Genomic DNA, 19,099 nt, shown 5'->3' with positions numbered 1-19,099 from the left:
CGCAGATGATCGGCGGTATCGAATGGCAAAACGCCGCGACGGCTGATGCCGGTCGCGGCGCGGGTATTTCAGCTAGCTGAACGGGCTTTACTGGATCTGCCCGTGGCAATGCTTGAACTTCTTGCCCGAACCGCAGTAGCACAGTTCGTTACGCCCCAGCTTCTGTTCGTTACGCACCGGCGCGGCTGCGAGGGCGACATCGACCTCTTCGCCCAGCATTTCCGGTTGCTCCAGACCTGGCGCCTCGTCGTGCTGGAATTGCATGCGCGCGGCCAGAGCTTCGGCTTCCTGGCGCAGGCGTTGCTCTTCTTCGATCGGATCTTCGCGACGAACCTGAACGTGAGACAGCACACGGATCGAGTCGCGCTTGATCGAATCCAGCAACTCGGAGAAGAGCGTGAACGACTCGCGCTTGTACTCCTGCTTCGGGTTCTTCTGGGCGTAGCCACGCAAGTGGATACCGTGACGCAGGTGATCCATGGTCGACAGATGGTCTTTCCACAGGTCGTCCAGGACGCGCAGCACGATTTGCTTCTCGAAGGTGCGCAGCGCATCGGCGCCGGCCTGGTCTTCTTTCTCGTGGTACGCGGCGATCAGCTCGTTCATCAGCTTCTCGCGCAGGGTCTCTTCGTACAGGTGATCGTCTTCGTCGAGCCATTGCTGGATCGGCAACGCAACACCGAAATCGCTCTGCAGTGCCGCCTCAAGACCGGCCACGTCCCACTGCTCTGGCAGCGACTGCGGAGGAATGTGCGCGCTGACAGTTGCGTTGAGTACGTCCTGACGGAAGTCAGCGATGGTTTCGCCGATGTTGTCAGCGGCCAGCAACGTGTTACGCATGTGATAGATCACTTTACGCTGTTCGTTGTTGACGTCGTCGAACTCAAGCAATTGCTTACGGATGTCGAAGTTGCGACCTTCGACCTTGCGCTGCGCCTTCTCGATGGCGTTCGTCACCATGCGGTGTTCGATCGCTTCGCCAGGCTGCATGCCCAGGGCTTTCATGAAGTTCTTCACCCGATCAGAGGCGAAGATACGCATCAGGCTGTCTTCCAGCGACAGGTAGAAGCGGCTCGAACCGGCGTCACCCTGGCGGCCAGCACGACCACGCAACTGGTTGTCGATACGGCGCGATTCGTGACGCTCGGAAGCGATCACCTGCAGGCCGCCCGACTCCAGCACTTGCTGGTGACGTTTCTGCCAGTCGGCCTTGATCTGGGCGATCTGCTCAGGAGTCGGGTTGTCCAGGGAAGCCACTTCCACTTCCCAGTTGCCGCCCAAGAGGATGTCGGTACCACGACCAGCCATGTTGGTGGCAATGGTCAGTGCGCCAGGGCGACCGGCCTGGGCGATAATCTCGGCTTCTTTTTCGTGGAACTTGGCGTTCAGGACCTTGTGCTCGATGCCTTCCTTGTTGAGCAGATTGGACATGTGCTCGGAAGTTTCGATGGTTGCAGTACCCACCAGCACCGGACGGCCCTGGGTCATGCATTCCTTGATGTCGTTGATGATCGCGGCGTATTTCTCGTCGGCAGTCAGGAACACCAGGTCGTTGTAGTCTTTACGTGCCAGCGGTCGGTTTGGCGGTATCACCATGACCGACAGGCCGTAGATCTGATGGAACTCAAACGCTTCGGTATCGGCAGTACCGGTCATGCCGGACAGCTTGTTGTAAAGGCGGAAGTAGTTCTGGAACGTGGTCGATGCCAGGGTCTGGCTTTCGGCCTGGATGTTCAGCTCTTCCTTGGCCTCGATAGCCTGGTGCAGACCTTCGGACAGACGACGACCCGGCATGGTACGACCGGTGTGTTCGTCGACCAGTACAACCTGCCCGTCCTGCACGATGTATTCGATGTTGCGATGGAACAGCTTGTGTGCACGCAGACCGGCATAGACGTGCGTCAGCAGGCCCAGGTTATGCGACGAATACAGGCTCTCGCCTTCAGCCAGCAGACCGACGCGGGTGAGCATGTCCTCGATGAACTGGTGACCGGCTTCGTTGAGTTCCACCTGACGGGTTTTCTCGTCAACGGTGAAGTGGCCAGCCTTGGTGACTTCGCCTTCAACTTCCTCGACGTGCAACTCCAGCTGCGGGATCAGACGGTTGATCTCGACATACATCTTGGAGCTGTCCTCGGCCTGACCGGAAATGATCAGCGGGGTACGGGCTTCGTCGATAAGGATGGAGTCGACTTCGTCGATCACGGCAAAATTGAGTTCGCGCTGGAATTTCTCTTCCATGCTGAACGCCATGTTATCGCGCAGGTAGTCGAAACCGAATTCGTTGTTGGTGCCGTAGGTGATGTCGGCGGCGTATGCCAGGCGTTTCTCTTCCGGCGGCTGGAACGGCGTGACAACGCCGACCGTCAGGCCGAGGAATTCGTAGAGCGGACGCATCCAGTTGGCGTCGCGACGGGCCAGGTAGTCGTTCACGGTAACAACGTGCACGCCCTTGCCGGACAGCGCGTTCAGGTAAACGCCCAGTGTCGCCACCAGGGTCTTGCCTTCACCGGTACGCATTTCCGCGATCATGCCTTCATGCAAGGTCATGCCGCCGATCAGCTGGACATCGAAGTGACGCATACCCATGACGCGCTTGCCGGCTTCGCGGGCGACCGCAAAGGCTTCAGGCAACAGTTTGTCGAGGGTTTCCCCTTTGGCGATGCGGGCCTTGAACTCATCTGTCTTGGCACGCAATTGATCGTCCGAAAGGGCCACCATTTGCTCTTCGAAGGCATTGACGAGTTGCACCGTCTTGAGCATGCGTTTGACCTCACGCTCGTTCTTGCTTCCAAAAAGTTTCTTTAACAAAGGCGCAAACATATCGGCAGGATCTTCCACACTAAAGGGATGGAGGGCGGCCCCGTGAGTCGCCCGAGCAGCCCTCATGGCCGCATGCGAACGAGCATTCTACCCGGAAACGGTGGTGAGGAAAGTGGCGTTATTCCACGATGCTGGCACAGCGCTGTGACGGGGCTTACTTAAAATAAGGGCTTTTTGCTGAACTTCAAGTCATTGAGGGCATAAGTTACTTGTTGATTTGATGGGTAAAGCGCTCTTAGAGCAATGGGGCGAGCGCATCGGGTGCTTTCTGCTAACATGGCGGCTCTGTTACTTCAGGTGTCTGATCATGGCATTTCGCCCTCTCACGGCCAGAGCACCCGCCGTTCTGCTTCGCGAAGCCAAACCGCTTAAAGCCATCTTTGGCCACGCTCAACGCCTGGGCCACTTGCAACGCCTGCTGGAAAGCCAGCTGCAGCCTGCCGCCAGGGAACACTGCCATGTGGCCTCTTGGCGCGAAGGCAGTTTGCTGCTGATCGTGACCGATGGCCATTGGGCAACCCGGCTGCGATATCAGCAAAAGCGTTTGCAGCGCCAGTTACAACTGTTTGACGAGTTCACAAGCCTGACGCGGATTTTGTTCAAGGTGCAGCCGCCGACCGTTCCGCAAGGTGCGGCGGGGCATACCATCAGTTTGTCGACTGATGCCGGGGCGACGATTCAGGCGACGGCTGACGGGATCAGTGATCCGAATTTGCGCGCGGCGCTGGAGCGGCTTGCGGCGCATGCGCGGCCTAAAACCTGATCCAGCGCGCTGCGGGCCAGCCTGTGGGAGCAACGCTTGCTCCGGGCGGCGTTCCGACGATGGACGTCAACGATGACGCTCACACCCTGAATAAACGCGGCGCCCTCCGGTCCATCGCCAGCAGGCTGGCTCCCACAGTTGACTCCCAATGGGATTGAGCCGCGGCGCTATCGACGCTTGCTGCCACCGAGCAACGACCCCATCAACCCCCGCACCAACTGCCTGCCCAGTTGATTGGCCGCCTGGCGCATCGCCGACTTCAGCGCCTGGCCCGCCGCCGAACCAAGGAACTCCCCAGCCTTGTCGGTGAAGCTCGGCTCTTCAGCGGCAGACTTGCCCGGTGCGGCTTCAGGCTCCGGCGCCAACCCCTTGCGCCCCATCAGTACTTCATAGGCCGACTCGCGATCGATCGGCTTGTCGTAACGGCCTTTGAACGGCGACCCGGCGATCAGCATCGTGCGCTCGATTTCGGTCAGTGGCCCGATTCGCGACTGTGGCGGTGCCACCAGCACCCGTTGCACCATCGCGGGAGTGCCTTTGTCCTGCAAGGTGCCCACCAGCGCCTCGCCGATACCCAGCTCGGTCAGCACCGACAAGGCATCAAACGCCGGATTGGGACGAAAGCCCTCTGCCACCGCGCGCAGGGATTTCTGCTCCTTGGCGGTAAACGCGCGAAGCCCATGCTGGATACGCAAGCCCAACTGGGCCAACACATCATCCGGCAGGTCCCCTGGCGACTGGGTGACAAAATACACTCCCACGCCTTTTGAACGGATCAGCCGCACCACTTGCTCCAAGCGATCACGCAGGGCCTGGGGAGTGCCGGCGAACAACAGGTGCGCCTCGTCAAAAAACAGCGCCAGCAGCGGTTTGTCCGCATCGCCGCGCTCGGGAAGTTGCTCGAACAGTTCGGCCAGCAACCACAACAGGAACGTGGCGTAGACCTTCGGCGCTTCGTGTATCAGGCGGCTGGCGTCGAGCAGGTGAATGCGCCCGCGACCCTCGGCGGTCGGTTGCAGAATATCTTCGAGCTGCAACGCGGGTTCACCAAACAGCGCTTCCGCTCCCTGCTGTTCAAGCGTTGCGAGGCGGCGCAGCAAAGCCTGGCTGGAACCGGTGGTCATCAGCGCGGCATCGTCTCCCAGCAACTGTGGGTGCTCACGCAGGTGATTGAGCAGCGCTTTCAGATCCTTGAGGTCCAGCAGTAGCAGCCCTTCCCGATCCGCGACCTTGTACGCGGCATACAGCGCCGACTGCTGGCTGTCGGTCAGTTCCAGCAGGCTGCCCAGCAGCAATGGGCCCATTTCACTGAGGGTGGTGCGCAAAGGATGACCGGTCTTGCCGTGGATATCCCATAAGGTCACCGGATACGCCTGGGGCTGGTGATTCAGCCAGGGCATGCCGGCGATGCGCTCGGCGATCTTGCCCTGGGGATCGCCTGCAGCCCCGAGCCCGCACAGGTCGCCCTTGATATCGGCGGCGAACACTGCCACCCCGGCATCGCTAAAGGCTTCGGCCAGACGCTGCAAGGTGACCGTCTTGCCGGTCCCGGTAGCTCCGGCTACCAGGCCATGACGGTTGGCCAGGCGCATGGCCTGGGCGATGGGGCTGCCGGAGAGATCGGCACCAATAACAAGTTGCGATGAGTCAGGCATTTCGTCACCCATGGTTAATCTTTAATTCCTGATGGCCGATACAGGGGATTGAAGAGCGTCGGTAATTTCCTACAGAGAAAACGGAGCTATCCGCTTGTGCTCGCCACCAACCATTTCGCGCTCTCTTATAAAAGCACGCCCTGGACATTAAGACTTTAGCGGAACCCCAAGCCATGAACAAAAACCTGCGTTTCAGCCATAAAATCCTGCTTGCCGCCGCGCTAATTGTCATTGCCGCCTTCGCCTCGTTTACGCTGTACAACGACTACCTGCAGCGTAACGCCATCCGCGAAGACCTGGACAACTACCTCCACGAGATGGGCGACGTCACCGCCAGCAACATTCAAACCTGGTTAAGCGGGCGCATTCTGCTGATTGACAACCTCGCTCAGAACATTGCCATCAACCCCGAGCCGGGCGCCGTGACCAGTCTGCTCGAGCAGAAAGCACTGACTTCGACCTTCATGGCGTCCTACCTGGGCGACGCGACCGGCAGCTTCACCATCCGCCCGGACGCCAAAATGCCAGCGGGCTTCGATCCGCGGGTACGCCCCTGGTATAAAGGCGCCGAAAGCAGCAGCACCGCCACGCTGACCGAACCGTACATCGATGCGGCCACCGGGCAAACCATCATCTCAATTGCCACAGCCTCGAAAAAAGGCGGCCAGAGCGTCGGCGTCGTGGGTGGCGACCTGAGCCTGCAAACCCTGATCGACACCCTCAGCGCCAGGGATTTCGACGGTATGGGCTACGTGTTCCTGGTCAGCGCCGACGGCAAAATCCTGGTTCACCCGGACAAAACCCTGGTCATGAAGACGCTGAGTGAGGCCTTTCCCCAGGGGACGCCGCGTTTGAGCAGTGACTTCAGCGAAGTGGACGTCGATGGCAAGACCCGCATCGTCACCTTCACCCCGGTCAAGGGCCTGCCTTCGGTCAACTGGTACATCGGCCTGTCAGTCGACAAAGACAAAGCCTTCTCGATGCTCAGCGAATTCCGCACCTCGGCGGTCGTTGCGACGCTGACAGCCGTGGCGATCATCATTGCCTTGCTGGGCATGCTGATCCGCCTGCTGATCCAGCCATTGCACGTGATGACCCGCGCCATGGAAGACATCGCCGACGGCGAAGGAGACCTGACCAAGCGCCTGACCATCCAGAACAATGATGAATTCGGCATCCTTGGCACTGCGTTTAACCGATTCGTCGAGCGCATCCACGGCTCGATCCGCGAAGTATCGTCGGCCACGGGCCAGGTCAATGAAGTGGCCTTGCGCGTAGTCGCTGCATCGAACTCGTCGATGTTCAATTCCGATCAGCAAGCCTCGCGCACCAGCAGCGTGGCCGCCGCGATCAATCAATTGGGCGCCGCAGCCCAGGAAATTGCCCGCAACGCCGCCCAGGCCTCGAACCAGGCCAGCGATGCGCGCAACCTCGCCGAAGACGGTCAGCAGGTGGTTGATCGCAGCATTGCCGCGATGAATCAACTGTCGAGCATGCTCAGTGCCTCAAGCACCAATATCGAGTCGCTCAACAGCAAGACCGTGAATATCGGACAGATCCTCGAAGTCATCACCAGTATTTCCCAGCAAACCAACCTCCTGGCGCTGAATGCGGCGATCGAGGCGGCACGCGCCGGCGAAGCAGGACGTGGCTTTGCGGTGGTAGCCGATGAAGTACGCAACTTGGCGCATCGCACCCAGGAATCGGCACAGCAGGTGCAGACCATGATCGAGGAACTGCAGGTCGGTGCGCGGGAATCGGTGAGCAACATGAGCGACAGCCAGCGCCACAGCCAGGACAGCGTGGACATTGCCAACCTCGCGGGTGAACGTCTGAACAGCGTGACCCTGCGCATCGGCGAGATCGACGGGATGAACCAGTCGGTAGCCACGGCGACCGAGGAACAGACGGCAGTGGTGGAGTCGATCAACGTCGACATCACCGAGATTAATACGTTGAACCAGGAAGGGGTGGAGAATCTGCAGTCAACGTTGCGGGCTTGTTCGGACCTGGAACAGCAGGCGGCGCGACTGACACAGCTGGTTGGCAGCTTCCGCATCTAACATCAGTATCGACGCCATCGCGAGCAGGCTCGCGATGGCGCTCTCAAATCCAACACAACGCCAATTGCCCCTCCCCCCGGCAAACCCCAACCGAACATCTATCCTTCTTAAAGGTCAACCCAAGGAGAACAACGGATCGGAGGGATGCTCATCGTGCATATCGCTGACATAACCATGTTCTACGCCCCTGCCAGCGGTGGCGTGCGCACGTATCTGGATGCAAAACACCGACGCCTGGGCATCAAGCCCGGCATTCGCCACAGCCTGCTGATTCCTGGCGCCCACCTCGGTGAACAGGACGGCGTGTATACGGTTCCCGCCCCCGCCCTGCCCTTCGGCAAAGGCTATCGTTTTCCCGTTCGCCTGGCACCCTGGCGAAATGCCCTGCAGGATCTGCAGCCCGATCTGATTGAAGTCGGCGACCCGTACCTCACGGCCTGGGCCGCCCTGGATGCCCGACGTCAGCTGGACGTTCCGGTGATTGGCTTTTACCACTCGGATTTGCCGCTACTGTGTAGCAATCGCATGGGCAACTGGGTAACACCAAATATCGAGGCCTATGTCAGAAGGCTTTACGGCAACTTCGACCGGGTACTCGCGCCCAGCCAACTCATGGCTGACAAGCTAGTTGGGCTGGGGGTAAAAAATGTCTATGTGCAACCTTTGGGCGTCGACCTGCAAACCTTCCACCCTGGCGCTCGTGACCCGGAACTGCGGGCGGAGCTGGGTATCGCCGAAGACAGCCGTTTACTGATCTTCGCCGGTCGCGGCTCCAAGGAAAAAAACCTGCCCGTCCTGCTCGACTGCATTAAACGCCTGGGCCCGCGCTTTCACTTGCTGTTGGTGGGTTCATCGATGCCGGCGATAGTGCCGGATAACGTCACGGTGATTGATGAGTTCTGCCCGGCGCCACAAGTGGCGCGCCTGATGGCCAGCGCCGATGCACTGTTGCATGCCGGCGATCAGGAAACCTTCGGCCTGGTGATCCTCGAAGCCATGGCCTGCGGCATCCCGGTGATCGCGGTAGCTGCCGGGGCCTTTCAGGAAGTTGTGACCGACCAGTGCGGGCTGCTCTGCGCACCTAACAGTCCGGCGGCAATGGCCGAAGCCGTGCACGAGTTGTTCCGTTCGGGCAGCACCGCCTTGGGCCAACAGGCTCGCCGTCATGTGGAACAGCATTACGCCTGGGATACGGTGGTCGACAGCCTGCTGGGGCACTACCATGCCGTGCTGGGCACTCACTGGCCGATGATCGCTAATGGTTGAATCCGCGAGCACGCCCTGCCTGCTGCTGGTGCTGCACGATGTCGCGCCGCAGACCTGGCCCGACTATCAGCCTTTCGTCGAAGCCGTCGATGCCTTGGGCTCAGTGCCGATGACTTGGCTGGTGGTACCGGACTTCCACAAACACAACGATCTGCAAGCGCACCCGGACTTTCGCCGACTGCTCTCACATCGTCTGGCCCGGGGCGACGAACTGGCGTTGCACGGCTACTTTCATTGCGATGAAGGTTCGTCGCCGAGCACTCCGCGAGACTGGTTCATGCGCCGTATATACACTCACGAGGGCGAGTTCTATAACCTGACCGAGCAGCAGGCGCTGTCACGGCTGCAGGCAGGCGTCGAGATGTTCCAGCGCTACGCCTGGCCCCTGGAAGGGTTTGTCGCCCCAGCCTGGTTGATGAGTGCCGGGACACGGGAAGCCCTGCGCCATTTGCCGCTGAGCTATACCAGTGATCCACAGCACCTCTACCGGCTGCCAGACTTCACTACCGTGGACGCGCCGGGGCTGGTGTGGAGCGCCCGCAGTGCCTGGCGTCGGGGCCTGTCAAAGTGGCTCAGCGACCGGCGGGAACAACGCTGGCAGCAAGCGCCAGTGATTCGCCTCGGTTTGCATCCGGTGGACATGCGCCACAGCTTTTCCCGGGATTACTGGCTGCAAACCCTCAAACGCCTGCTGCACCAAGGCCGCGTACCGCTGACCAAGGCCGACTGGTTGAGACGGACTGGCTCTGCTGTCGGTCGCAGCGCATGAGTCGCGTCATTCTCCTGCTTGTCGCACTGCTGGTTGCGCTGCTGATCCCGTCCCTGCTGGGCGGTAACGAAACCTGGTATCGGCTGCAACATTTTCCCCTGCACTGGCTACTCATCATGTTCGCCATGATTCTGTTGTGCTGGGTCCTGAACACCCTGCGCCTGCGGCTGTTATTGGGAGATCAGTGCCACAAAGTCAGCCGATTGAGAAGTCTTGGAGTGGTGATGGCTGCAGAGTTCGCCTATTGCGCCACTCCCGGAGGCAGCGGCGGACCGCTGACAATCATGGCCTTGCTCTCGCGCCAGGGCGTTCGCCCGGCCAAGGGCAGCGCCGTGTTTGCGATGGATCAGCTCAGTGACCTGGTCTTCTTCCTCTGCGCACTGATCGGGATCCTGATTTATGCACTGTTCCAGCACCTGAGCCAGCGAATGGAATGGCTATTAATGGTCAGCGCCATCTCGATGTCTGGCGGCCTGGTCAGTTGCCTGGCGGTGGCGCGTTATCACCGATTGCTGATTCGCCTGAGCGGCCGCATACTGGCCCGCCTCAACGTCAAAGCCTCAACGCGCCTGCGCTGGACACGCAAGCTCCTGCACTTTCTTGCGGCATTTACCGACACCCTGAAACTGCCCCATAAGACGCTGATCAAGGTGTTCGCATTGACCTGCCTGCATTGGTGTTTGCGTTACAGCGTGTTGTACCTGACCGTGCGTGGTCTGGGCGCAGACTTGCAGTGGGCCTGGACGTTCTTGATCCAGATGCTTTCACTCAGCGCCGGACAGTTCAGCCTGTTGCCGGGCGGCGCCGGAGCCGCAGAGCTGACCTCGGCCGCACTGCTGGCGCCTATGGTGGGCAAGTCGACTGCGGCGGCGGCCATTCTGATCTGGCGGGCGGTGACGTATTACTTCTATCTGCTGGTGGGAGGACCGGTGTTCTTTCTACTGCTGGGGCGGCCGTTGCTGAGAAAGTTGATGAGGTTCAAGCAGGTCTAGGAGCGGTGGAGAGAAACGAGGCTGCGATCGTTTGATCTCGTCTCTATGTGTTAGTCCGGCAAATCGCCGGGATGCAACTCCTCCCACAACTCCTGCGCCCCGGGAAACTCCGTACCGTCCTCGGCACTCAAGTCATCCGGATCATAACGACTCAAACAGCCCTCCCCCAAAGTCGCGGGAGCCGTGGAAGTCGCTTTATCGAGTGGATCCGCCATAAACAATCCTCACTGCAGAAACAACAAAGGGCCTGCAGCGATTTAACGCCCAGGCCCTTCGAAATTCAACAAGGTGGTGGGGCTATCAGAACACCACAGTCTTGTTGCCATGCACCAACACTCGGTCTTCGAGGTGATAACGCAGGCCGCGGGCCAACACCATCTTCTCCACATCACGGCCAAATCGCACCATGTCTTCAATGCTGTCGCTATGACTTACGCGTACCACGTCCTGTTCGATGATCGGACCGGCATCCAGCTCCTCAGTCACGTAGTGGCAAGTGGCACCGATCAATTTAACCCCACGCATCGAAGCCTGGTGATATGGCTTGGCGCCGACGAACGACGGCAGGAAGCTGTGGTGGATGTTGATCACCTTATGCGCGTATTCGCTGCACAACTCCGGCGGCAGGATCTGCATATAACGGGCAAGTACCACGACCTCGGCATCGTGCTGTTTGACCAGGCGGGACACTTCCTTGAATGCCGGTTCCTTGTCCTGCGGATTGACCGGAACGTGGTAGTAAGGGATGCCATGCCACTCGACCATGCTGCGCAAGTCATCGTGGTTGGAAATCACGCAGGAAATTTCGCAATCGAGCTCATCGCTGTGCCAGCGGTGCAGCAGGTCAGCCAGGCAGTGGGACTCACGGCTGGCCATCAATACAACACGCTTCTTCTGTGCGGTATCGGTAATGCGCCAGTTCATCGAGAACTCTTCGGCAATAGGCGCAAAGGCCTCACGAAAAGCTTCAATACCAAAAGGCAGCGAGTCGGCACGAATTTCGTGACGCATGAAGAACCAGCCACTGAGGTTGTCCGAGTGATGGCTCGCTTCAGTGATCCAGCCATTATGTGACGCCAGAAAGTTACTGACTTTAGCAACGATACCGACGCGGTCCGGGCAAGCAATCACCAGCCGAAAAGTGCGCATGAGGGGTAAAACTCCAGAACTTCGCAAAGGCCGCCATTCTAGCGATTACGCAGCAAAACTGCAGTACTGATGATGGCTGATCTTGCGCACGGCTTGGGGAAGCAGGTCCGGCGGCGCGCGAGGGCGCTCTGACAGCCGATATTCAAGAGGCCATTGTGAAGATGGGTGAAAACGTGTTCAGTGTATTTAACTGGCCGCAGAATTTATCTGCCTACTCAGCGTAAGTGAATTAAATAAACTTCGGTTAAATGTTTACTTGATGAAATACCCTGACTATTATTGGCGCACTGTCACCTGCTATCCAGCGCCCAACATAAGGTAGTCCCCATGTCCTTGATCAACGAATATCGCGCCACCGAAGAAGCTATCAAAGAGCTGCAAGCCCGTTTGAAGAATCTGTCCCAAGACGACAAACTGCAAACCGAGCTGGAATTCGAAGGCAAACTGCGCACCTTGATGGGCGAGTACTCCAAGTCCCTGCGCGACATCATTGCGCTGTTGGACCCGGAAGCCAAAACCAAGGCTCCACGCGGCGGCGCAGTAAAAACTACTGGCACCAAGCGCGCTCGCAAAGTTAAACAATACAAAAACCCGCACAACGGTGAAGTCATCGAAACCAAAGGTGGCAACCACAAGACTCTGAAAGAGTGGAAAGCCAAGTGGGGCGGTGACGTGGTTGAAGGCTGGGCGACTCTGCTGGGCTAAGCCGCAGGGCCTGGCGCAGACTGATTCGCGCCAAAAAACAACGCCAGCTCAATGCTGGCGTTTTTTTATGCCCGGTATTCAACGCTTGGCATGTTCGTTTTCAAAGGTTCAAACGAACCCGTAATACCTGGACATATTTTTCCCAATCATCCAGCACTGCACGTTGATCCGGCGTGGCAGTAAGCATCAGTTGAGCGGCGGCCTCTGCAAAAGAGTTGAGGGTATTGGGTGCGCCCCACTCAGGTGTAGACAAACGCTGTCGACAAAATATCTGCCAGCGCTCCTGTTCTTCAACACTCAGGGTTTCAGGGAAGTTACGGGCGCGATATCGAAACAATAATTCAGGCAGTCGTTCATCATCGAACGGCCACTGCTCTTGTGCCAGTTGCGCAGGATCTGCCGCCCTGACTTGTTCACACAAACGGCGATCCCGATCGCCGATAAAACCATCGTATAACTGTTGTTCAGGGTCTTCACTGGCAAGAAACCCCTCGCGGGCATAGACCGCCTGAACTTTATCTTTCCAAACTTGCGCTGCGTCACTTAGCCGCAGCGCGCGCGCCTGATAAAGCGCCATGTCCAGCCCCAGGCGCTGCTGATCCTGCTCGCGAAGTACCGCCAAGGGCGCCACGACCGGGCACTTGTTGATGTGAATAAGCTTCAACGGCACCGGCAACTCGCCTTCGGCCAAGTCAGCACTGCGGGTATACAGGCGCTCCCGGAGCGCTTCGGCATCCAGATCGAGCAAGCATTGCGGGTCGAGGTGCAAGTCACAGACGATCAGGGCGTTCTTGTTTTTCGGGTGCCACGCCAGGGGCAAGACCACGCCGACGTAGCTGCGCGCGGCCGAGAAACGGCCCGAGATGTGCACCAGGGGTTGCAACAGACGGATCTGATCCAGCACCTTTTGCTTGCCGCGCAACTGAAACAGCCAGTCGTAAAGTTTTGGCTGCTTTTCCCGTATTAGACGCGCCAGGGCGATGGTGGCACGCACGTCCGACAGGGCCTCGTGGGCGTTTCCGTGGTCGATGCCGTTGGCAGCCGTCAGGCGCTCGAGCTTGAGTGTCACCCTTCCCTGTTCGTCAGTCGGCCAGGCCAGGCCATCGGGGCGCAGGGCGTAGGCGGCGCGCACAACGTCGATCAGGTCCCAGCGGCTGTTACCGCCCTGCCACTCACGGGCATAGGGATCAAAAAAATTTCGATACAGGCTGTAACGGGTCATCTCGTCGTCGAAGCGCAACGTGTTGTAACCTGCGCCGCAGGTTCCTGGCGCAGCGAGCTGTGCGTGCACCCGAGTCATGAAATCTGCCTCGCTCAAACCTTGCTCGGCCAGGCAACCGGGGGTGATCCCGGTGATCGCGCAGGCGGCAGGATGGGGCAGGATATCCTCGCTGGGTTTGCAATACAGGTTGACCGGTTCGTCTATTTCATTCAGCGCGAAGTCCGTGCGGATGCCGGCGACTTGCAGCGGGCGATCGCATCGCGGATTGATGCCGGTGGTTTCATAGTCGTACCAGAAGATGGAAGTCACGGGCTGTTCCTGAACTGAAGATCGGCGAAGTCTAGGCGTTCAAGCAAGGCTGCGGCCAGTCCTGTTGTCATTCAGGCGGCGCGAGTTGCATACGGCGTATTACATTGTGATGTCGTTTTCCCCCGGGAGGCTGTTAGCATCCAGTCGATCGAATCCCGAACAGGCCACATCAAGGTTGCCCATGCTCGAGACCACAGCACTGCCAAGGAAAGCGACGCTGTCACCGCCACTGGACACGCGGCATCAGGTCGAGACGCCGGAGGGCATCGACCTGCCACTGCGCCCGGCCGGGCTGATGGTGCGCGTGCTGGCCTTCTCGATCGACCTCGGGTTACGCGGGTTGATCCTGGGCCTGCTGTTCATCGTGCTGTCGTTCCTGGGAAAACTCGGTGCCGGCCTGGGCTCGATCCTGTTGTTCGTCGTGAGCTGGTGGTACATGGTCCTTTTTGAAGTGCTCAACCAGGGCCGTTCGCCGGGCAAGCAGTGGATGGGATTACGCGTCGTACAAGACGATGGCACCCCTGTCGGCTGGTCCGCCTCACTGTTGCGCAACTTGCTGCGGTTTGTCGATATGTTGCCATTTGGCTACGCTCTGGGAGCTATCAGTTGTCTGCAACATCCTACCTTTAAACGCCTCGGCGACCTTGCCGCCGGCACGCTGGTGATCTACCGCGAACAACCGCTCAAGCGCCCTGCATTGCCTGATGTCGAATCCCTACGCCCTGTGGTGGCCCTGACCCTGGCCGAGCAACGGGCCATCCTCGGATTTGCCGAACGCCAGGTTGAACTCTCTGCAGCACGGGCCGATGAACTGGCCGCCATCGTCGTACAACCCTTGCAGCTCCATGCTCCTGAGGCCGTGGCCGAACTCGGCGGGATTGCCCGCCACTTGATGGGCCCGGCATGAAGCAGAGTCTGTTCGAGTACAGCCACAGGGCTGAATGGGAGCGACTGTCCCTGACGCTGGACGGCCTGGAACGGGGCAAAAAAACCTCTGGGACGAGCAGCTTTCCCGCTGACTACCGTCGCCTGTGCCATCACCTGGCGCTGGCCCGGGAGCGTGGCTATAGCAGTTTCCTGGTTGACTCGTTGCAGCAACTGGTCCTGCGCGGCCATCAACAACTGTACCGCCAACGCGGCCGGCTGGGAGCCAAGACATTGGCGTTTATCCTGGCCGATTTTCCGCGACTGGTGCGCGAGCAATGGCATTTTGTCCTGGCGGCAGGTCTGCTGTTTTTTGCCAGCCTGATCGGCTTTGCGCTGCTGGTGTACTGGTTTCCGGAGCTGATCTACAACCTGATTCCGGCGGAGCAAGTCAGACAGATGCAAGACATGTATAACCCTGAATCCGGTCAGCTGGGGCGCACGCCGGACCGGGCCGCCAGCGAAGACTGGGTGATGTTCGGCTACTACATCATGCACAACATCGGTATCGCCTTTCAGACCTTCGCCAGCGGGCTGCTATTTGGCCTTGGCAGCGCGTTTTTCCTGGTCTTCAACGGCTTGATGATCGGCGCGGTGGCCGGTCACCTGACCCACATCGGTTTCGGGCAAACCTTCTGGTCGTTCGTGATCGGGCACGGCGCTTTTGAACTCACGGCTATTGTTCTGGCAGGCGCCGCAGGCCTGCAACTGGGCTGGGCGTTGATCGCGCCAGGACGGTTACGGCGTGCGGAGGCCTTGCGAACGGCGGCCAAAACAAGCGTGCGGCTGATCTGCGGGGTGATGCTATTTCTGGTCATTGCTGCATTTATCGAAGCGTACTGGTCATCGATGACCTGGCCTGCGCCAGCCATCAAATACCTGGTCGGCGCCATGCTCTGGACATTGGTCGCGGCGTATCTACTGTTTGCCGGACGGACTCGCCATGCGCCTGAGTGACGCGACGGTGGTAATTCGACCCCGCCGGACCTGGGAAGCCATGGACCTGGGAGTGTTGCTGAGCCGGCGTCACCGTCGTTTACTGATGACCAGTTGGGCCATCGTGACCCTGCCGGTGTTTGCTCTGCTCAGTCTGGTGCTATGGGATTCACCCACGCTCGCCGTGTTCATTTTCTGGTGGTTGAAACCCGCATTCGAACGCCTGCCGTTGTTCATCCTGTCGAAAGCCCTGTTCGGTGAAACACCTACATTGAAACAGGCGCTATGCCAATGGCCTCGACTTTTAACGCCTCAATTGATCGCCAGCCTGACCTGGCGCCGCCTGAGCCTGAGTCGCAGTTTCCTGCTGCCGGTGCTGCAACTCGAAGGTCTCGATGGCCAGGCGCGGGTACAGCGCGTGCAGGTACTGATGCAGAGCGATGCCAGTGCAGCGCGTTGGCTGACGATCATCGGCGTGCATCTGGAAAGCGCCTTGTGGATTGGCCTGATGGTGCTGTTCTATCTGCTACTGCCCCAACAGATTGAAGTCGACTGGGGCTGGCAAGCGTTGATTTCCGCCAGTCAGCAGGACTGGGGGTGGCTCGAACACCTGAGCAACCTCTTCTATGTATTGGTGCTGATCGCGTGGGAACCGATCTATGTAGCCTGCGGCTTCAGCCTGTACCTGAACCGGCGCACTGTGCTGGAGGCCTGGGACCTTGAACTGGTGTTTCGCCGCCTGCGCCAGCGCCTGCAAAGCACCGCTGCCATTCTATTGCTCGCGACGTTTTTGCTGATGCCCACGACGCAGTGTGTCTGGGCCGCAGAGCCGACAGTTTCCCCCGATAGCCCGCGCCTTCTGGAGCAGCCCCTGACCAGCCAGGCCTCCCGGGACAGCATCAAGGCAATCCTCGATAACCCGCCGTTCAAGAACAAGGATACCGTGACCCGCTATCGCTTCGGCGACGAGCAACCCGGCCCTGGTAATGCTGACGATGACCCGACTCCGGGTTGGCTCAAGGCCTTGTTCAAGATGCTCGAGACCCAGCGTTTCGGTGCAGTGGCGACGCTGATCGAAGCGCTGCTGTGGGGCGGGTTGATCGGAGCGGCGGGCCTGTTGATCTGGCATTACCGCGACTGGCTGCTGGCCTTTGTCAGCCGCCGACCACTGGCAGACCGCATAAAGCTGCCGGCACTGCCCCGGCAGGCATTTGGCCTGGACCTTGGCCGGGAAACCTTGCCCGCCGACATCGCTGCCAGTGCCGAACAGTTATGGCAGACCCAACCCCGAGAAGCCCTTGGATTGCTCTACCGTGCCCTGCTCAGCCACCTGCTGCACGACTTCGACATGCCGCTCAAGCCGGCCGACACCGAAGGCCAGGTGTTACAGCGTATCGAGCAATTGAACCAGCCAGCGTTAGCGGCATTCAGCAAAAACCTGACCGGGCACTGGCAGAACATGGCCTACGGACATCGCGTGCCGCCCGCGTCGATGCAACAACAATTGTGTGATGGCTGGCGCGCCTTGTTCGAACCGGGAGCTGCGCGTTGAGACGCCGTTACAGCTTGGCCCTTGGCATGCTCATCGCGGTGCTGCTGGTGAGCCTGGCCGTCTACCTGTATCTGAAGGCGACACCTTATCAGGAGCAGATCGATCACGGCCCCGCGCCCGAGGCCGTGGCCAACCCTTACCTGGCGGCCGAGCAGTTCCTGCGCAAACAGGGGCTTAATGTCGGCCACGCCAATGGCCTGGATATCCTGCCCTCGCTCGATCCGCGACAGCATAGCCTGTTGCTGTTCGGCGACCGGTACAACATGACGCCCAGACAGGTTGACCAAATGATGAACTGGACCCGTGCAGGCGGGCGCCTGGTGTTTGTCGCCGAGTCCCTGTGGGATGACAAGACCGGGCAAAGCAATGACCTGCTGCTCGACCGCGTGCAATTGCATCAGTCCCTGAGCAAAGACCTGAAAGACCCGCCAGAGGACGTCAGCGAAGACCCCTACCCCAAGCTCACCAAGCTTTACCTGGAAGACGACAATGGGCCGGCCTACGCCGGTTTCGACACTGCCTTTCATCTCGAAGACCCGCACAACCTGGCCCAGGCCTGGGCCAACAGCGCCAAGGCGACGCACATGATGCAGCTCAACCACGGGTTGGGCTCGATCGTCGTGGTCACCGACGCCGACCTGTGGAAAAACCCGGCGATCGACCAGTACGACAACGCCTGGCTGCTGTGGTACCTCACCGCCGATACGCAGGTGACGTTGCTGTTCAATACCGATCACGACAACCTGTTGACCCTGCTGCTGCGCTATTTTCCCCAGGCACTGGTGGCGTTGATCGCGCTGATCGGCCTGGGCTGCTGGCATGCCGGCGTACGCCATGGCCCGGTGCAGGAAACCCCTGCGCCAGCGCGCCGCCAACTTCAGGAACACTTGCGCGCCAGCGCTGGTTTCATGCTGCGCCGTAATGGCCAGCAGAGCCTGCTGCAAGCCTTGCGACAGGACATCCTGCGGCGCGTGCGGCGCCGTCACCAGGGCTTTGATCAACTCGGCGTTGCCGAACAATGGCTGGTGCTGTCACGCCTGACCGGCCAACCCACACGTGCTATCAGCCAGGCCATGAGCTTGCGCCCGAAGCAGCGGCTCAACAGTGCCGACTTCAGCCGCCAGGTGGCCCACCTGCAATCCTTGAGGAACGCCTTATGATGAGTGAACAGCCAGAACCTGGAACGCCCAGCCACGCCGCCCAGCAACGCCTGCGCGCCAGCCAACTGGCCCAGGCGGTCAGGACTGAGTTGCAAAAGGCACTGATCGGCCAGGATTCAGTGATCGATGACGTGCTGACGGCCCTGATCGCTGGCGGTCATGTACTGCTCGAAGGCGTGCCGGGCTTGGGCAAGACCTTGCTGGTGCGCGCTCTGGCCCGCTGTTTTGCTGGCGAATTTGCGCGCATCCAGTTCACCCCGGACCTGATGCCCAGCGACGTCACCGGGCACGCGGTCTACGACCTGCAGACCGAACAGTTCAAGTTGCGCAAGGGCCCGTTGTTCACCAACCTGCTGCTGGCCGACGAAATCAACCGCGCCCCGGCCAAGACCCAGGCGGCGCTGCTGGAAGCCATGCAGGAACGCCAGGTCACCCTCGAAGGCCGCGCCCTGCCCATCGCGCAACCGTTCATGGTGCTCGCCACGCAGAACCCGATCGAGCAGGAAGGCACCTACCCTCTGCCCGAAGCGGAACTGGACCGCTTCATGCTCAAGGTGCGCATGGATTATCCCGACGCCAGCCAGGAACTGGACATGGTGCGCCAGGTCACCCGCTCGACCCGCGCCGACATGCTCGACGTACAGCCCTTGCGCACGGTGTTGCAGGCCAAGGACGTACTGGCCTTGCAGCGTATTGCCAGTGACTTGCCGCTGGACGAGCAAGTGCTCGACTACGCCGTCCGCCTTGCGCGCACCACCCGCAGCTGGCCGGGCCTGACCCTCGGGGCCGGGCCACGAGCCTCCATTGCCCT

The 19,099-nt window shown here is 59.9% G+C and carries 16 protein-coding genes and 1 pseudogene; 12 read left to right on the top strand and 5 right to left on the bottom strand.

All coding sequences use genetic code 11. The annotated features are described in order from the left end of the window. Positions 1-87: 87 nt before the first annotated feature. Positions 88-2,823, bottom strand: coding sequence for a preprotein translocase subunit SecA (gene secA, locus L9059_RS15065; protein ID WP_247291811.1), 2,736 nt, complete (start codon positions 2,821-2,823; stop codon positions 88-90). A gap of 307 nt (positions 2,824-3,130) precedes the next feature. Between secA and L9059_RS15060 the strand changes: the two genes are divergently transcribed. Then, entirely contained in the window at positions 3,131-3,586 is a 456-nt protein-coding gene (locus L9059_RS15060) for a DUF721 domain-containing protein (RefSeq protein WP_247291810.1), read from the top strand. A gap of 167 nt (positions 3,587-3,753) precedes the next feature. On the opposite strand, the gene L9059_RS15055 is transcribed toward L9059_RS15060, so the two are convergent. Continuing rightward, positions 3,754-5,241, bottom strand: coding sequence for a helicase HerA-like domain-containing protein (locus L9059_RS15055; RefSeq protein ID WP_247291809.1), 1,488 nt, complete (start codon positions 5,239-5,241; stop codon positions 3,754-3,756). 173 nt (positions 5,242-5,414) lie between these two features. Here L9059_RS15055 and L9059_RS30965 point away from each other — a divergent pair. The 5 genes and pseudogenes from L9059_RS30965 to gpgF form a co-directional block, all read left to right on the top strand. Then, a pseudogene (locus L9059_RS30965) lies at positions 5,415-6,446 on the top strand (cache domain-containing protein); the annotation flags it as partial. A 93-nt stretch (positions 6,447-6,539) separates the two neighbouring features. Continuing rightward, positions 6,540-7,304, top strand: a complete 765-nt coding sequence (locus tag L9059_RS30960; protein ID WP_428480273.1) for a methyl-accepting chemotaxis protein — start codon at positions 6,540-6,542, stop codon at positions 7,302-7,304. 144 nt (positions 7,305-7,448) lie between these two features. Next, positions 7,449-8,570: an N-acetylglucosaminyl phosphatidylglycerol synthase gene (gene gpgS / locus L9059_RS15045; RefSeq protein WP_247291807.1), complete on the top strand. Its 1,122-nt coding sequence runs from the start codon at positions 7,449-7,451 to the stop codon at positions 8,568-8,570. Further along, positions 8,563-9,339, top strand: coding sequence for an N-acetylglucosaminyl phosphatidylglycerol deacetylase (gene gpgD / locus L9059_RS15040; protein ID WP_247291806.1), 777 nt, complete (start codon positions 8,563-8,565; stop codon positions 9,337-9,339). Before gpgS ends, gpgD begins: the two co-directional genes overlap by 8 nt. Beyond that, entirely contained in the window at positions 9,336-10,331 is a 996-nt protein-coding gene (gpgF, locus tag L9059_RS15035; protein WP_247291805.1) for a glucosaminyl phosphatidylglycerol flippase, read from the top strand. Before gpgD ends, gpgF begins: the two co-directional genes overlap by 4 nt. Before the next feature lie 50 nt (positions 10,332-10,381). Here the strand turns inward: gpgF and L9059_RS30955 are convergent, their stop codons facing one another. Together L9059_RS30955 and purU are read right to left on the bottom strand one after the other, a co-directional pair. Beyond that, positions 10,382-10,546, bottom strand: a complete 165-nt coding sequence (locus tag L9059_RS30955) for a hypothetical protein (protein WP_428480271.1) — start codon at positions 10,544-10,546, stop codon at positions 10,382-10,384. A gap of 85 nt (positions 10,547-10,631) precedes the next feature. Further along, on the bottom strand, positions 10,632-11,480 hold the full coding sequence (gene purU, locus L9059_RS15030) for a formyltetrahydrofolate deformylase (RefSeq protein ID WP_247291804.1): 849 nt from the start codon (positions 11,478-11,480) through the stop codon (positions 10,632-10,634). A 327-nt stretch (positions 11,481-11,807) separates the two neighbouring features. On the opposite strand from purU, the gene mvaT reads away from it, so the two are divergent. Next, positions 11,808-12,185, top strand: a complete 378-nt coding sequence (gene mvaT, locus L9059_RS15025) for a histone-like nucleoid-structuring protein MvaT (protein ID WP_008058684.1) — start codon at positions 11,808-11,810, stop codon at positions 12,183-12,185. A 100-nt stretch (positions 12,186-12,285) separates the two neighbouring features. On the opposite strand, the gene sbcB is transcribed toward mvaT, so the two are convergent. After that, positions 12,286-13,716 (bottom strand): exodeoxyribonuclease I, encoded by a 1,431-nt coding sequence (gene sbcB / locus L9059_RS15020; RefSeq protein ID WP_247291803.1) that lies wholly within the window; start codon positions 13,714-13,716, stop codon positions 12,286-12,288. A 181-nt stretch (positions 13,717-13,897) separates the two neighbouring features. Between sbcB and L9059_RS15015 the strand changes: the two genes are divergently transcribed. The 5 genes from L9059_RS15015 to L9059_RS14995 form a co-directional block, all read left to right on the top strand. Continuing rightward, a complete protein-coding gene (locus L9059_RS15015) occupies positions 13,898-14,623 on the top strand; it encodes an RDD family protein (protein WP_247291802.1) in 726 nt (241 codons plus the stop codon). Continuing rightward, positions 14,620-15,597, top strand: coding sequence for a stage II sporulation protein M (locus tag L9059_RS15010; RefSeq protein ID WP_247291801.1), 978 nt, complete (start codon positions 14,620-14,622; stop codon positions 15,595-15,597). Before L9059_RS15015 ends, L9059_RS15010 begins: the two co-directional genes overlap by 4 nt. After that, entirely contained in the window at positions 15,584-17,128 is a 1,545-nt protein-coding gene (locus L9059_RS15005; RefSeq protein ID WP_247291800.1) for a DUF4129 domain-containing protein, read from the top strand. Before L9059_RS15010 ends, L9059_RS15005 begins: the two co-directional genes overlap by 14 nt. Next, the gene (locus L9059_RS15000) at positions 17,125-18,288 is read left to right on the top strand and encodes a DUF4350 domain-containing protein (RefSeq protein WP_247291799.1); all 1,164 of its coding nucleotides are present in this window, start codon (positions 17,125-17,127) and stop codon (positions 18,286-18,288) included. Before L9059_RS15005 ends, L9059_RS15000 begins: the two co-directional genes overlap by 4 nt. Beyond that, positions 18,288-19,099: AAA family ATPase (locus tag L9059_RS14995; RefSeq protein WP_247291798.1), on the top strand; the 812-nt coding region annotated here is incomplete at its 3' end. The genes L9059_RS15000 and L9059_RS14995, both read left to right, overlap by 1 nt.

This window comes from Pseudomonas violetae, assembly GCF_023072615.1.
Lineage (GTDB): Bacteria > Pseudomonadota > Gammaproteobacteria > Pseudomonadales > Pseudomonadaceae > Aquipseudomonas > Aquipseudomonas violetae.
Note: the sequence above shows the minus strand (reverse complement) of the source record. Positions and strands in the feature narration are given on the sequence as shown.

Excerpts from the sequence above, each read along its gene's own strand:
- secA (WP_247291811.1), bottom strand. The coding sequence starts at position 2,823 with ATGTTTGCGCCTTTGTTAAAGAAACTTTTTGGAAGCAAGAACGAGCGT.
- L9059_RS15060 (WP_247291810.1), top strand. The coding sequence starts at position 3,131 with ATGGCATTTCGCCCTCTCACGGCCAGAGCACCCGCCGTTCTGCTTCGC.
- L9059_RS15055 (WP_247291809.1), bottom strand. The coding sequence starts at position 5,241 with ATGCCTGACTCATCGCAACTTGTTATTGGTGCCGATCTCTCCGGCAGC.
- L9059_RS30960 (WP_428480273.1), top strand. The coding sequence starts at position 6,540 with ATGTTCAATTCCGATCAGCAAGCCTCGCGCACCAGCAGCGTGGCCGCC.
- gpgS (WP_247291807.1), top strand. The coding sequence starts at position 7,449 with ATGCTCATCGTGCATATCGCTGACATAACCATGTTCTACGCCCCTGCC.
- gpgD (WP_247291806.1), top strand. The coding sequence starts at position 8,563 with ATGGTTGAATCCGCGAGCACGCCCTGCCTGCTGCTGGTGCTGCACGAT.
- gpgF (WP_247291805.1), top strand. The coding sequence starts at position 9,336 with ATGAGTCGCGTCATTCTCCTGCTTGTCGCACTGCTGGTTGCGCTGCTG.
- L9059_RS30955 (WP_428480271.1), bottom strand. The coding sequence starts at position 10,546 with ATGGCGGATCCACTCGATAAAGCGACTTCCACGGCTCCCGCGACTTTG.
- purU (WP_247291804.1), bottom strand. The coding sequence starts at position 11,480 with ATGCGCACTTTTCGGCTGGTGATTGCTTGCCCGGACCGCGTCGGTATC.
- mvaT (WP_008058684.1), top strand. The coding sequence starts at position 11,808 with ATGTCCTTGATCAACGAATATCGCGCCACCGAAGAAGCTATCAAAGAG.
- L9059_RS15015 (WP_247291802.1), top strand. The coding sequence starts at position 13,898 with ATGCTCGAGACCACAGCACTGCCAAGGAAAGCGACGCTGTCACCGCCA.
- L9059_RS15010 (WP_247291801.1), top strand. The coding sequence starts at position 14,620 with ATGAAGCAGAGTCTGTTCGAGTACAGCCACAGGGCTGAATGGGAGCGA.
- L9059_RS15005 (WP_247291800.1), top strand. The coding sequence starts at position 15,584 with ATGCGCCTGAGTGACGCGACGGTGGTAATTCGACCCCGCCGGACCTGG.